This window comes from Reichenbachiella sp. MALMAid0571, assembly GCF_040151475.1.
Lineage (GTDB): Bacteria > Bacteroidota > Bacteroidia > Cytophagales > Cyclobacteriaceae > CAXBNB01.
On record NZ_JBDKWG010000137.1, the window covers coordinates 32137 to 47323 of the forward strand.

General features: G+C 39.8%; 8 protein-coding genes. All 8 read right to left on the bottom strand.

The features are described 5' to 3' along the window. Positions 1-278 precede the first annotated feature (278 nt). The gene (locus tag AAOP42_RS13855; protein ID WP_349529130.1) at positions 279-1028 is read right to left on the bottom strand and encodes a sulfite exporter TauE/SafE family protein; all 750 of its coding nucleotides are present in this window, start codon (positions 1026-1028) and stop codon (positions 279-281) included. Between the two features lie 148 nt (positions 1029-1176). Next, positions 1177-3249, bottom strand: a complete 2073-nt coding sequence (locus AAOP42_RS13860) for a penicillin acylase family protein (protein ID WP_349529131.1) — start codon at positions 3247-3249, stop codon at positions 1177-1179. A 43-nt stretch (positions 3250-3292) separates the two neighbouring features. After that, positions 3293-4771 (bottom strand): Gfo/Idh/MocA family oxidoreductase, encoded by a 1479-nt coding sequence (locus AAOP42_RS13865; RefSeq protein ID WP_349529132.1) that lies wholly within the window; start codon positions 4769-4771, stop codon positions 3293-3295. A gap of 20 nt (positions 4772-4791) precedes the next feature. Then, positions 4792-5643, bottom strand: a complete 852-nt coding sequence (locus AAOP42_RS13870) for an alpha/beta hydrolase (RefSeq protein ID WP_349529133.1) — start codon at positions 5641-5643, stop codon at positions 4792-4794. Positions 5644-5746: 103 nt separating this feature from the next. Beyond that, positions 5747-8131: a GH92 family glycosyl hydrolase gene (locus tag AAOP42_RS13875; protein WP_349529134.1), complete on the bottom strand. Its 2385-nt coding sequence runs from the start codon at positions 8129-8131 to the stop codon at positions 5747-5749. Positions 8132-8276: 145 nt separating this feature from the next. After that, positions 8277-9728 (bottom strand): sulfatase, encoded by a 1452-nt coding sequence (locus AAOP42_RS13880; RefSeq protein WP_349529135.1) that lies wholly within the window; start codon positions 9726-9728, stop codon positions 8277-8279. Continuing rightward, entirely contained in the window at positions 9715-13530 is a 3816-nt protein-coding gene (locus tag AAOP42_RS13885) for a glycosyl hydrolase family 95 catalytic domain-containing protein (RefSeq protein ID WP_349529136.1), read from the bottom strand. The genes AAOP42_RS13880 and AAOP42_RS13885 overlap by 14 nt, the downstream gene beginning before the upstream one ends. A gap of 6 nt (positions 13531-13536) precedes the next feature. Next, the gene (locus AAOP42_RS13890) at positions 13537-15150 is read right to left on the bottom strand and encodes a glycoside hydrolase family 28 protein (protein ID WP_349529137.1); all 1614 of its coding nucleotides are present in this window, start codon (positions 15148-15150) and stop codon (positions 13537-13539) included. Positions 15151-15187 lie beyond the last annotated feature (37 nt).

Sequence of the window (15187 nt, forward strand, 5' to 3'; positions counted from 1 at the left end):
GACCTGCCAGGTTTTTTTCTGGAAAAGACAACCCAACTAATGGTTCCATCAGATTTCTTGGCTTAAACCTGGCAGGTCTATGAGGGTTTAAATTATTCCAATTACAATCGGAATATATGTGATGAGCAAAAGAGACCTCTCCTTCGTCGAGGTGACAAGGATGAATGATTCGTTTATTTTGTCATGTCAGACCTGTAAGGTTTTCATCTAGTAGGCAATAAACTACCTACATCACCTGATTTTCTGACTTAAACCTGGCAGGTCTCAATAAGTTGTTGTCAAAAAAACCAAAGCTTTATCGCCATAGCACTCACTGCTACTACCAAAAATATTCGGATCAGTTTGTCGTCTTTGTCCGCAGACCAACGGCTGGCAATCCACCCTCCTGTAGATGTACCCAGGGCAAGTGTAAGCCCGAGTGTCCAATTGACTTTGTCTTCCATCACAAATACTATAATGGCGAAAAAGGTATAAACCAACACTACGAAAACCTTGATGCTGTTGGTCTTGGCCATCGACAGTCCATTGATAGAAGTAAGCACCGCAATCATAATGAAACCAATCCCAGCCTGGATAAATCCTCCGTACAACCCAACAAAAAAATACAGGAATATAGACAATGCCTTTCTCTTTGGGGTCATCATTTCCACCGCATCCCCTTTTTTCTTTAATGGATTGAAAATAGTGATAATCAAAACCAAAACCATTACAACCGCCAGAATCCGATTGAAAAGTTCTCCCTTGATGTCAACTGCCAGTTTTGCACCAATGACCGCTCCCACCAATGCCGTGATCGCAAGGTAAATAGCATACGGAAAAACCGATACGCCTTTGGACTTGAAGCCAGAGACCGCAAACACATTTTGCAATAAAACCCCTACACGGTTGGTACCATTGGCCAAAGCCGGAGGTAACCCCATGAAAATCAGAACGGGCAATGTAAGCAGTGAGCCACCACCTGCAACGGTATTGATAAAACCAGCTATAATGCCGACAGCAACAACAAGTAAATAATCAAGGATTTCCAAAGGATAAAAGTTCGTTGGTTAAAGGTGGGAAGTTAAAAGTTTGACAGTAAAAAGATGGAAGGTTGAAGGTGAAAAGTTCTAAAGTTGAAAGGATTAATAGAAAGTGCACGACAAGGGAATAATAAAAACCTCTTCTGGAGAGGACGATTTACTCAGGATGATAAACCCTTTCAGCAGACTTCAAAACCGTTCCTTTGTCTAAGGTCATGGTCTTCAATTCTCGATTAACATACATCTGCATTTGATCGGTGTAGTGGGGACTGCTGGGTTTGGAGGAAGCTCCAAAAGCGTTTATCGATTCTGTTTCTACTCCGTCTTTAGAAAAACGGGCGAGTTGAATATAGGAGTCACCAGCACGGGCTCGCAATGTTCCATCTTCCTGCTTTGATGCTGACAGTGCGGCCAACACATCCGTACCGCCACTGACAGGTAAGTTCACTCCTGCCCTGCTGTGCCGTTGTAATCTCTTCAATGGCACATGGGCACTACCAAAATATTGGTTGCAATAATCTCGGGCATAAGTAATTGATTCTACTAAAAGTGCCTCGTTCAGTTTATCCCCTTCACTAAAATGTGCCGGATTTTTAACCTTCCCTTTTAAATAACTGATACATAAGTTAAACATGGCTGCCGCTTCACTTTCTATAACCGCCTCTCGGTTCCAATTGGCCAATAACTCAATACTTTCTTTTATTTCAGGGTATTTATCAGCATCCAAGTGAAAGATCGGCTCCAATTTTAGGGCAGATTTCAAAGGAGTATGGTAAAAACGATCATATTTGATTCTTTTAAAATCCTCATAACTCACCTTATCAAGTTCATTGAAAAGTTCATAAAAACGTACAGCCCTGTTGGTCAAGCTTGATGGAGGTTGGAAACCCATAGTGGCAGGTACGCTGGACAACTTAGGGTTGTCTTCGATACTTGAACTCAGAAAAGGAGTGTGATTGCAATTGTACACATAACCAGACACTGGATCCAATACATGTGGCAAACTGTCCATAGGATAAACCTCATCTCCCCACAAAGTAGAAGAAGTGTTTCCCGGAACCACTCCTTTCCAATCGTAATTTGGATTTCGAATTGGAAACCGCCCATTGCTTACATAATAAATATGCCCTTCACCATCGGCATATACAATATTGCTTGCAGCAATTCCCTGCATTTCCAAGGCTGTTTTAAATTCACTCCAATTCGTAGATTTCCCCATACGAAACCATTGCTCAGCTGTTTTAACGGTTCGGTTGGCAGGAAATTTCAAAGCAAAGAATCCATTGTCTGTTTCGAAGGTTACGCCGAATTTACTTTTATAAAATTTCTGCTTGGCACCTACCTTTAAAAAGCCCAATACTTTAATGTGCGCCTTGGTATTATAATGTTCAAGAGTTTCCCACTTCCCATCCAGTTTATACTTCAGCTTTTCTGTGGGATGCATTTCCAGTTGAAAGATGTCTGAAAAATCCGGATAGTTCAAGGTATGTGCCCATCCGAGGTAATTATTTGAACCCAAGCTAATAACCGGACTTCCTGAAAATGTTCCTCCCAATATATTCATCCCTTCTTCACTACAAAGGTGAGCCTCATAGAAAGAATTGAGACCTTCTAGTGGCTGATGTGCATTCACTGCCAGATATGTCTTTCCGTCTGTGGTCTTATTACCTGTGACTGCAAACGCATTGGAACCTGTAGCAGTGGTTTCCGGTAGTTTGATCGCTTTTACTTTATTGCCTGTCAGACTTTGCAGGTCTTTGACGGTATGAGACATCCAAGTCATAGACAATACAAAAGCCTTGATGATGTCTTTGCTTTCAACAGGGAATAATTTGTGGTGCAAAACTTCCTTAGGAAATTTCTTGGCATAAGCATTTACCCCACTACAGTAGCCGTCGAGATATGCTTTAAACTCCGGACTGATGTCGCTATCATACCTGTCATTCACCAACTGATGCGCTTCAATCAAATGAACAGCAACATCAACAGCCGCTCCTGTTTTGCCATGTACCAGTCCCATTATTCCTCTGATCGGAAGCAATTGCTCCTGCATCGTCTTGAAATCATCTTCGCAAGTAGCCCAACCAAAACCATAGGCCACTTCCGCATCAGTTTTGGCGAAAATATGTGGCACACCCCATTTGTCCCGAACAATATCAATGTTCTTAGGATCAATTTGAGTGTAACCAAAACTATTGGATGCAACAAGCGCAATTGTGATAAAGCACATTCGCCGAAATATAGACTTTATCATTTGCTTAATTTATGGTTCCCTATAGTTTATAAAATTCCTCCCATCCTTTTCTTGGAGGTGTCCCGACAAGCAATTGATTGGCGGTATCATTATTTGTTATCTTTTTAGCTTCCCTGTCAAATTTCAATTTAGTATTCAATCGTTGAGCCAAAGTGCCCAATGTAAACACCTGACTCAATGGACCAGCAATGTCAAATGACGAACGACATTCTTCCTCATCTTTACATGCCAGTAAAAAGTTTTTAAAATGATTGGAAGGACTTACTGGTACTTCTGGTAGCATAGACGCCATGTCTTTTGCCTTTTCTTCAGGTATAATCGACAAGGTACTGCCATGTGATCCACCTTTAAAAGTCAGGTCTTTACCATATATAATTTTTCCAGCCCCCAATTTTGTCGCTTGCTTTTGACCAGCTACAGGGGGAATATTCGGATCAATTTGCAACTCTCCGTATCCTTTGGGAAGTTCAGGTCTGTTGTCCACTCCATCGTACCAGGTTACTTTTACTTTTGGCATATTTCCCCGTTCAGGGAATTTAAAAGCCAAAGTAGAAGCCTGAGGATAGAACAATGCATTGTGACCTTCTATTTTTACCGGATCAATTTCATATGGCAATCCCAAATTCAGAAACTGGTGAAATGCATCCATTGTATGTGCTCCCCAGTCACCCAATGCTCCCATTCCAAAGTCATACCAACACCTCCATTGCCCATTCACAAAATCTTCTTGATAATCATGTGGCTGAGCCGTCATCAACCAGGTATCCCAATCCATCGTTCCCGGAACAGGCTGACCCTTAGGGAATTTACTCATATTCGTATCCCATCCATGCCAACGTCTTTTGCCGTTCATATGGGCTACAATTTCCTTCACATCTTTGATAATGCCCGCATCAACCCATGCTTTGAACTGAAAGTAGTTGGCCTCAGAATGCCCCTGATTACCCATTTGTGTGGCTACATTATATTTTTTGGCACCAGCCATCATCAATTCTATTTCATTAAAAGTACGTGCCATGGGTTTTTCCACATAAACATGTTTTCCTTTTGACATTGCCAACATCGTAATGGGGAAATGCGAAAAGTCTGGAGTACCTACACTCACTGCATCAATTTCGCCTTCCATCTTATCGAACATCTCTCTGAAATCCTGAAACTTTTTAGCATTTGGGTTTTCATTCATCCTTTGCAAGGTATGTGGTGCTCCCATATCTACATCGCACAGTGCCACAAAGTTTGACAGTCCAGTATCCATAAAGTTGCCCATAATACCACCTCCTCTATTTCCTATACCACAACAAGCCATATTTACCCGATCACTCGCCGCAACTGAAGCCCTTCGGATAATTTCTCCTTCCTTATTTCTCAACTCTGGTCTGGCAAACAATATATGGCTTGGAACTATAGTTATTGATCCGATAGCCAGTGCTCCTTTTTTTAAAAATTCTCGACGATTGTTCTTACTTGGGGATTGGTTTTGGTTTTTTCGGTTTTTCATTTGATTCTTGTTTTTTTATATTAAGGCTCGATAGAAATGGTAGGATCACCTTCTAAATAGCCCAATGAAGTCAGAAATTTATCTGCCTCCAATAAAGTTTTCAAATAGTATTGGGTATTTTTATAATTAAAAAATCCATGCTTTTGCCCTTCATATAAATGCACATCACACCTGCTTCCTATTCGCTCCATGACAGTCTTGTAATACTGCACAGTTTCCACAGGGATCAACGGATCTTCCGTACCCAAAAACAGGATGGTTGGAGGTGCCCCTTTTTGAATGTTATGGAGTGGTGAAAAGTCTTTGTATTCCATACCAATTCTTTCAAAGCCATAACCTCCCGGTCCATTATCAATCACAGGATTAAACAACACAAGTACCTGAGGTTTAGAGCTTATGGATAGATCTTCATTCGGCTCATCGTACTTGGTAATGATGGCCGTAGCTGTAGCCAGATGCCCTCCTGCTGATCCGCCTGATGCTATAATTCGATTGGCATCTATCTTCAGTTTTTCAGCATTAATTCTTAAATACCTGATTGCTGATTTAGCATCTTTTAGTGATTCAAATGGAGAGGTTTTTTGCCTGCTTTTTACTCTGTAATCTACCAATACGCAGATGAGTCCTCTTTCAGAAAAATATTTAGCATGAGGTTCAAACTGCATAGTACTGCCGCCATTCCACCCCCCACCAAAAAAGAAAATCATGGCAGGGTATTTTTTACCTGATTCGATAGAGGATGGATAATAAATATCCATTGTTAACGACACAGTATCTACCTGTTTATAGACCAGTTGTGTAACTGCCTGCTGTGCAAAAGATGGTATGACAAAAAAGATTAGCGCAATAAATGAAAAATAATATCTTTTCATGTTCATGTTTTAGCATATTGTATAAAAAAACTCTTACATCAAAAATGCCACTTTTTTATAACATTAAATGTCAAATTCTTTAGTAAAAACATAGAACAACCTCCTATTTTGAAACAGAACCAGGTAAGGTCTGTTTTTCTGAACCTAAATTCTTATTTGGTTTACTTCCCATTTCTAATTTCAATGTACCACCATTCACCACATCACTATGGTTAAGCCAAACTTTATTCAAGTTTTTGCCATTTAGATCAATAGATTGTAAATACCTGTTTTTGTCTGAATTATTGATTGTTTCAATCTCAAACTTTCTTCCTTTATAGTAGTCAGGGTTGAGTTGTATCGTTACTTTATCAAATATTGGACTCCCTACCTGAATCTCAGGATTTTTAGCAGCACCTCCCCTCATTTCAAAAATGCCCATCTTCATTAAAACAGCCAAAGACCCCATTAACCCCTGATCTTCATCTCCGTTATATCCATGCCATGGATCAAGGTCACTATAAATCCTGTTCACTATTTCTCTGGTCCAATATTGCGTCAACCATGGCTGTCCTGCATAGTTGAATATATAACCAACTTGCATAGAAGGCTGATTTCCATAATTCAACCAGGTTCTTTTCCGCTCCCTTTTAACAAATGGATCATTCCGAAAATTATGTGACACAAAATTATGCTGATCAGCAATATTAAATTGTCTGTCAAGCATAGTTGCCGCAGCTTCCTTTCCACCCATTAGGTCGAATAGTCCTTGCAAGTCATGAGGTACAAACCACGTGGCTTGAACAGAATTACTCTCAACGTATCCATGATGGTATTCTAAAATATCAAAAGGTTCTTGCCACTTGCCGTCCACATTTCTGGTTCTTGACCAACCAATCGAGGTATCAAATACATTTTTATAATTTTGAGCCCTTTTCATAAACATTTCATAATCATCATCCTTTCCCAAATCTTTAGCCATTTGTGCCAGACACCAATCCTGATAAGCATACTCCAGCGTTTGTCCCGTACCGTCATTATGAAATCCTTTGTTTTTATCCGGCATAGGATAAGGAACAAATCCATTTTCAATATAGTATTTCAAACCCCCACCTAAATCCGTGTCATGTTCATACCCGGCTTTGCCCATTATTCCTCCCGGCATGGCATTCTTCCTCATCCCTTCATAAGCTTTCTCTGCATCAAATCCTCTAATCCCTTTCATATAAGCACTTACAATAAACGGTGTGGAAGATGCTCCGGTCATTACATAGGTATAATTGCCTCCTGCAGGCCCACGGGGAATCATTCCTCCATCGTCGTACATCATGAGCATGGAATTGACAAATCCCTCTGTCACCTCTGGATAAACCAAATGCCAAAGTGTGTTGATAGTCCATTGGGCTCCCCAAAAGGAATCAGAATTGTAATGGTTGAATTTTGGTTGACCATTGGCATCAAGTGGAATCTGACCTGTTCGTTTTTTGTCTCCAGTCATATCACAATACTGGCCGTTAGCATCGCTGATAATCCTTCTGCCCTGGATGGCGTGCCACAAATCTGTGTAGAAACGACTTTGTTGCTTTTGGGTATTCCCTTCAATTTTTATTCGGCCAAGGTGTTCGTTCCAAACATCTTTGGATTCTGTTACAATACGATCAAAATCCCAATGAGGGAGTTCTGTATCCATGTTTAGTCTTGCCTGAGCCTCACTCACATAGGAAATGCCCACTTTCATTTGAATGACTTCATCTTTCTCAGTATCAAACTTCACGTAAACTCCTCCATTTTCACCTTCAAACTTCTTTACCTTGCCTAGAAGCTTTCCATTCTGCCATGCATTTAGTTCTAAAAACGGTTTGTCAAATTCAATAGAAAAATAGACATAGGTGGGTTTAGGCCTTCTGATGGTCGCTTCCATGATGGTGTAACCTTCAATTTTGGTATTCGATAATTTTTTAACATAACCTGCATCCGTTCCACTAGGTCCCAATTCCGTATTCATGTCGAGTAAAATGTGACTTTGATTGGATTTAGGAAAAGTATAACGATGGAAACCAACCCTTGTGGTAGATGTAAGTTCAGCTTTGATGCCATAGTCTTCCAGCAACACCGAATGGTACCCTGGACTAGCCGTTTCATTTTCATGAGAATATTTTGACCCATAGGCGTGTGGGCTCAAATGTCCTTTAAACTCACCGATTGTTGGCAAAACCGGCACCCCCGATAGCTGCCATGCATGGATGTGACTAAAAAAACGGATGGTATCCTGATCGTAACGATAGCCGGAATCCCATGCTCCACCCAATCCCATATCGGGACTAAGGTTGACCATACCAAATGGCCTGGAAGCTGAAGTAAAGAAAAACCAACGAGAGTTGGCTGCATCCACAAAAGGATTTACCAAATCTACAGGCCTTTGTGCAAGTGCGTTTCCAAACAAAAGGCTTAGCAAAAAGAAGCCCGTCCCCATGGTTTTCATAGTTGATTTTAAAACTTTAGTCATCATATTATTCATTTTGTGCTTTTTCTATTTCACTTTTCAGCCTTTACATTAAAAATGGGATTGCTTATCCTGTTGCAGTATTCCTTTTGTTTTTGAGTAAAAGTAACAGACCCCAGAACAAGTCTGGGGATGACTGACACTCAACGTACTACTCAGAATACGACCCCATTAGAGCTGCTTTAGAATCCGTTGGTATATATTTTTTTAGTTTTTGTATTATTTTATTGTATTTCGGATCTTCTGCAAGATTTGTCCGTTCTTCAGGGTCTTTATTATGATCGTACAATTCTTCCTGCCCGTCACCATAAGTGATATAGCGATAGCGTTCATCACGAATAGAATGATAATTTGGATTTATGCTTGAAACAGCAGGCATACTCCTCTTCTTTTCAGAATTTCGCAATTGAGGCACTAAACTCCGGCCTTCCAGTCCGGTTACATCAGGCAAATCGCATAAGTCAAGAAGAGTAGGATAAATGTCAATCAGACTCACTGCTTCTTTGCATTCACTCCCATTTTTAATCCCCGGAGCACTAACTACCAAAGGTATTCTGGTCACTTGCTCCCACAAAGTTCCTTTATGCCAATGTTCTTTTTCTCCAAGGTGATAGCCATGATCGCTCCAAAGGACTATAATTGTATTGTCTGCATAGGGGCTTCTTTCAAGGGCATCCAGCAGCTTACCAAACTGAGCATCGGCATAACTAACTGAAGCTAAATATCCTTGCACTGCTTCCTTCCATGCGCCCTGTTTCTTTATTGCTTCATGATCCTTATTTGAAACATCATTGTGAAGGTCATTTGGATCGGTAAAATTGGTAGTAGAAAAAGCAATATTTTTCCCAATCAATGGAACATCATCCAGGTCATTGCTATCTACTGATGGGAGTTTCAGGTCTTCCAACGAGTACTTGTCGAAATATTCTTTAGGATTGAACCAGGGTGTATGTGGTCTGAAAATCCCACAAGCTAAAAAGAATGGTTTATCGTGATCCTGATCGATCCGTTCACTTACCCATTTCACAGACCTTGCATCATAAGTTAGAGAATCTGGAGTTGAAAATGCCCCCCAGGTCACACCTGCAACATTCCTTATGTTTTCTGGTTCTGGGTTGTCCCTATTGTGCACAACACCCTCTTCCTTTCTTCTTCCGGAAAACTCATCCCAATCATCCTTTTCGTAATAGAACTTATGAAGCACTTTTCCGGCACCAGCTACATAGTAACCATTCTCTTTAAAGTGTTTATTTAATGTCTGCTTGTTTTTGTATAAATCAAATGGAGTATCGTTATTGGTGTAAATACCAGTGGTTGTAGGACGCAACCCGGTGATTACCGAAGCTCTGGAAGGGTTGCACATAACACCAGCACAATGAGCATTGGTAAACAACACACCTTTCTTTGCTAATCGGTCAATATTAGGCGTAAGTGCCTGAGGGTGTCCTTTCAATACTCCTTCCCAGTCATTGAGGTCATCAAATATTACAAAAAGGACATTTGGCTTTTTATTGCCCTCACCTGCCAAAGACAAAGTGGTACTTCCAAAAATCAGAAAGCAGCAAATCAATAGGAAAAATAAGCTTATTCTATTCAAATTCATTATCTACAATTTTGTTATCTGTTGCACCTGAAACCTCTATTGGTTTATGTTTCGCTTTTATTATTCTGTTAAAAGTGATATAATTTTCTGATGGCGGAATATCCTGAATGTGACCGGTATTCCATGATTTTCTATGCTTATGATCTGCATAGTCAGTACCTTTTCCTTCACCTAAAAACATCCCATTACTACCGGCATTCTCAATCACATTATCCATAATAATATTCCTGATAGCAGCAATCCGAAGAGTGTTGGCTTTCTTTCCAGATCCTAAACCGTAACAAAGTGCTATACCATCTCCTGATGAATTTCTGATGATGTTATTCCGTATTGTATGCCCGGAACCGTAGATTCTGATTCCCGGACCGTTAGAATTAATAAGCACATTGTCTTCGACTATACAATCATGGCCACCCCTAAGTACCAGTTGGTTGCAATTAATGAGGGTATTTCTTCTGTAAATATTTTGATTGCTTTTGTTGCTAATAGTCTCTGCATCACCCCGTATATTTTCAAAATGATTGTCTTCAACAATGGTTTTCAAAGTCAATTTTTCATAAGAATAATTCCTTACTGTCTGGGATACTTGTATCGTTTCTGAACCTTCGCCTCCTTCATTCATATTGAGATTTCGAAATTCATTGTGGTCAATCCTCGTATTGACAGGAAAACTATTTTCTTCCACCCGAATGGTGATGGTTTGTACATTGTCGTTTTGTATAAATTGACAATGATCTATCCGGCTGCCATCTGCATTTCCTTCGATACGGAGCATTTTCTTTTCACTTTTATCTCCCTGGATTTTCCCGAAATTGCAATTTGTGATTCTAACATTCTTTGATCCATTCAGCTTGAACAAAAAGCTCTCAAATACAATGTCATTAAAAGAAAACCCGTCCAGAATCAAATTACTTCCTGTTATATTTAATATGGGTTTATTGAGAATTTTAGAGGCAGAAAATATAACTCCCTGTGGCGATTCAGATTTTATTTTAATTGGCAATTTCTTTGATCCTTTCAATGAAACATTCAATGACCAATCTTTGTAAACTCCATTCTTAATTACAATCTCATCCCCTGGATTGGCTTTTCTCATTGCCTCCAAAAATGCTTCCTCAGTGGAAACAATGTAAGATTTAGTATTTTGGACAGAAGTGTCTTCTATAGCTGATATCGTATATGATTTACCTGATTCAGTTTCAAATTCGATCACATAAGTTTCAGGTCTCTCCGAGATATTCAAATCAGCATTGTTTACTATTTCGGGCTTGCCCGGATCAATAAAAGTGAAAAGAGGATTCAGTTTTTTCCCTTGACGGTTTGAGCTTTTTACTCTCTCTACTTTAATTGGCCACTTAGACCTCACCCGACAAATACCGCCAAGGTTAGATTTAATTATTGCTCTTTTTATTCTACCCTCACTCCAACAAATTTCTGTTTCAAATCCTCCCCTTGCTTTAAGGCCTTTTACCACCCCTTCTGGCCAGGCAGATGGTAAAGCAGGAAGAAGAAATATATCACCTGCATGGCTTTGTAGAAGCATTTCCGCTACTCCGGCAGTGAAGCCAAAATTCCCATCTATTTGATATACCGGTGTGCAACTCAACAAATTTGGAAAAAGTCCGGCATCATAAAACCCGGTAGCTCTGTCTGATTCTCTGGGTTCTTCAATATACCTGAGAAAATTGCTGAGTATTTTATATGCATGATCACCGTCCATCATTCTTGCCCACATATTAATTTTCCATCCCATACTCCAACCAGTAGCCTCATCCCCTCTTCTTTCAAGGGTACGTTCCACTGCTTTAAATAATTCAGGAGTGGTAATGGCATTGATCTGATTTCCAGGATGAAAACCGTAAAGTTGTGATAAATGCCTGTGAGTAGGATGTCTTTCAATATGGTCGTACTGCCACTCCTGTACCTGACCAAAAGAGCCTATTTTATAAGGCAACAGTTTGCTCAGTTTGGAATTCAATACGTCACTAAACTCCTGATCAATACCCAATTTCTCAGATGCTTCAATTGTTCTGGCAAAAGTTTCCCGTATCAGGCTCATATCCATAGTTGAACCTTGGCTCAGCACGCTTTTTTTTCCATTGACCATAAAACTGGTTTCAGGAGAAATAGAAACAGGTGTAACCAGTTGCCTTTTACCATTATCAACTAACCAGTCTGCGTAAAATTCCGCAGCTCCTTTCAGAACCGGATAAGTTTTATTCTTTAAAAACTCATCATCTCCTGTAAAAAGATAATGTTCCCACAAATGACTAACCAGCCAGCCAGCTGCCATTGGCCAGTATCCACTCATAGGATTGCTGTCTGAGGTTTCGGTATCTCTCCATAGCGTGGTATTGTGATGACAAAGCCACCCATCCCGACCATACATACCTCTGGCTGTTTTTTTACCACTTTCGGAAAGTTCCTTGACCAATCTATACATAGGCTCATGACACTCCGAAAGATTGGTAACTTCAGCAGGCCAATAGTTCATTTGTACATTGATATTGGTGGTATAATTGCTATTCCACGGTGGCAATGTTTCCTGATTCCATATCCCTTGTAGATTTAGGGGTTGGCCTCCAGGACGAGAACCTGATATCATCAGATATCTGCCGTATTGAAACATTAATTTAACTAAATCGGGATTTTCTGATTTCTTAAATTGATCAAAAAGATCACGGACTATCAGGGTATTTCCATTATCTTTTTTTCCTAAATTGAGTTCAACTCTGGAAAAAAGATCAGTATAATCAGTAGTATGCGCTGACTTTATTTCTTCATACTTTTTGGCAGAAGCTTTTTCAATATCCCGTTTAGTTGAGATTGATGGATCTTTGCCTTCTCTGGAAGGGCTCTTGTCGTAACCATTGAAACTTGTAGCTTCCGACAACAACAAAGTCACTTCATCCGCTCCACTCACTTTTATTCCTTCATCACTTGCCTCTATCTGTCCTCCTTCCGTAATTACTTTCAAACGGGCTTCAAAAAACATCCCTTTACCATCTGCTTCATCACCATACAATACCTGTTTAGCAAAAGATTTTCTGTTTCCTTTTTCGTCATAAATATCAGGATATTTATGTTGGTAATTCTTCTCTTCAATTTCTTCCAATGTTCTGTTGGTAAGAAATCCTGGAGCCTGACCTGTCAATATCAATTCTGTAAGCCCCTCTGAAGTCTGAACAATTGTCGGATGGATTGAGCCAAAATATGCTTTAAAATCAATTGATTCCTGCTTATCAGACGTAAATCTCATAGCGATCACCTGATCCGGATGACTTGCCAGGTATTCTCTTGTATAATTAACCCCTTTGTGTTTGTAATTTACTGTAACTAAAGACTCAGAAATATCCAAAGATCTTTTATAATCAGTAACTTCATCGTGAGAAAAATCTAAATAAAGATCACCCAGAGGCTGATAAGCCTGATCTGAGCTTCCCATCCAATGGTCTTTAACATATTGCTCTGCATCTGAATATTCACCATTTTTAATGTAAGCTACGACCTTTTCAAGACCTGCATCTGTCACTTGCATATCCTTAAATGCAGTGGAAGGTTCGCCTGAATACAGTGTATTCTCATTTAACTGCAAATGCTCAATTTCAGGAGTCCCAAAAATCATTGCTCCCATTCTCCCATTACCGATTGGCAAAGCTGCATACCAATCAGAAGCAGGTTCATTGTAAAAAAGCTGGATCCTGTTATGATTTTCCTGCTTGTCTGGAGTGCAACCAAATAAAAAAAGGAACAGCCAAATGAAGGATTTACAATAAAAAAACCTAATGTCTTTATTGATCATGAGCGTTTAAAGTCGAGTACTTTTCTTTGCTATTTCAGGTTGACTGATAAGTTCTACACCTTTGATTTTTGAATTTTCACCATAAGAAGGAATTGTCTTGATTTTCTCTCCACCGACAAACACGTTTTTCATCTCCAATGCCGTCACGTCTTTTACTACTACCTGAACAATTTTATTGGGCGATGTGATATTTCCACCTTCTATTTTGAGATTTTTTACATCATCAAAAACATACGCTGGTCGAAAATCTTCTTCTCTGACAGTGAGCTTTACATTCTTCAACTCCAACTCATCAACATGGCGGACATAAAAACCCCAGGAAGGAAGCTCTCCAAACATACTAAACTCCGGGTATTTTTCTTCAACTTCAGGCACAGAATGTAATCTCCACAACGGAATGTGAGCATACCCACGATTTGCCCTACCGGGATAAGATATTTCAACATTTTCTATCGTAACATTTTCCACATTGTGGCCTGGAAGACCTGAGATAGATGATGGAAAAGGGTTATGAAAAAAAGGCAATTCCGGGCCTCTTATTTTGTAATTGACGTCCGGTGCTCCAAATGGAATTTCTACTTTGACATTGCTTATTTTTATGTTCCTGACAGCCCCAATTTCCCCATCTACATTTCTATGCCCAAGCTTGATAAAAATGGCATTACCTGTATTGGTAGCCGTAATGTTGTTGGCCGTCACATTTTCAATAATTCCTCCATCTACAGCCTCAAATGCCAAGGCAGACCTGAATGTGTCATAAACTTTGATGTTCTCAATAGTTACATTTTTAAAACCTCCATGTGATGCCGTGCCAAATTTGATGGCACTGGCACTGGATCGAACCACATTATTGGCTATGTAAACCTGATCACAAAATGAATTGAGATCCTCAGATTTGAGGCAAATACCATCATCAGCAGCATTCACATTACAATTGGTAATTCTTACGTTTTTACAATCTCCAATATCGATCCCATCATTGTTCCAGTAGGCATCACTATCTACGGTTACATTATCAATTTCGAGTTGGTCACATTTATTGAACCGTAGTACCCAATCTGTAGCATCAACTGCGGTAATACCAGTGATTTTCACATTCTTACATTCATTAATTTTCAACAAGTTTGGCCTTCCTCCAGGTCGCATCCTGCGGTAGTTGTAATTCTCTTGAACCATAATCCCACTATGGTGTAAACTGTCAATATTCAACGCCAACTCCTGCCCTTGTCCATCAATAGTGCCTTCTCCTGAAATCACAATATTTTCCTGTCCTCTGGCAATAATCAACGCATTGTCGCCCTGCACTCTGTGGTAATCGTAGATATTGGTGCTTCCCAAAAGCATGGCACCTTTTTGCAAGTGCAACTCGACATTGCTTTTGAGTTCTAGTGTGGCCGTATAAAATACACCCGCAGGAACAATTACTTTACCTCCACCTGCATTAAATGCCTCATCTATAGCAGATTGTATAGCTTTTGAGTTTAAGGTAATACCATCAGGTTTTGCTCCATAATCTGTAATGAGGTAATCTTTGGCTTGCACATTGGCAAGACAGGCACATACAACTATTCCAGCCAAAATACTTCTAATATTATTCATGCGCTTTTTAGTCTCGTTCATTATTATCATTCTTTATGCAAATTGGATTTGCCACATT

Coding starts and splice junctions, on each gene's coding strand:
- AAOP42_RS13875 (WP_349529134.1), bottom strand. CDS start 8,131: ATGATGACTAAAGTTTTAAAATCAACTATGAAAACCATGGGGACGGGC.
- AAOP42_RS13890 (WP_349529137.1), bottom strand. CDS start 15,150: ATGAACGAGACTAAAAAGCGCATGAATAATATTAGAAGTATTTTGGCT.
- AAOP42_RS13880 (WP_349529135.1), bottom strand. CDS start 9,728: ATGAATTTGAATAGAATAAGCTTATTTTTCCTATTGATTTGCTGCTTT.
- AAOP42_RS13860 (WP_349529131.1), bottom strand. CDS start 3,249: ATGTGCTTTATCACAATTGCGCTTGTTGCATCCAATAGTTTTGGTTAC.
- AAOP42_RS13870 (WP_349529133.1), bottom strand. CDS start 5,643: ATGAAAAGATATTATTTTTCATTTATTGCGCTAATCTTTTTTGTCATA.
- AAOP42_RS13885 (WP_349529136.1), bottom strand. CDS start 13,530: ATGATCAATAAAGACATTAGGTTTTTTTATTGTAAATCCTTCATTTGG.
- AAOP42_RS13865 (WP_349529132.1), bottom strand. CDS start 4,771: ATGAAAAACCGAAAAAACCAAAACCAATCCCCAAGTAAGAACAATCGT.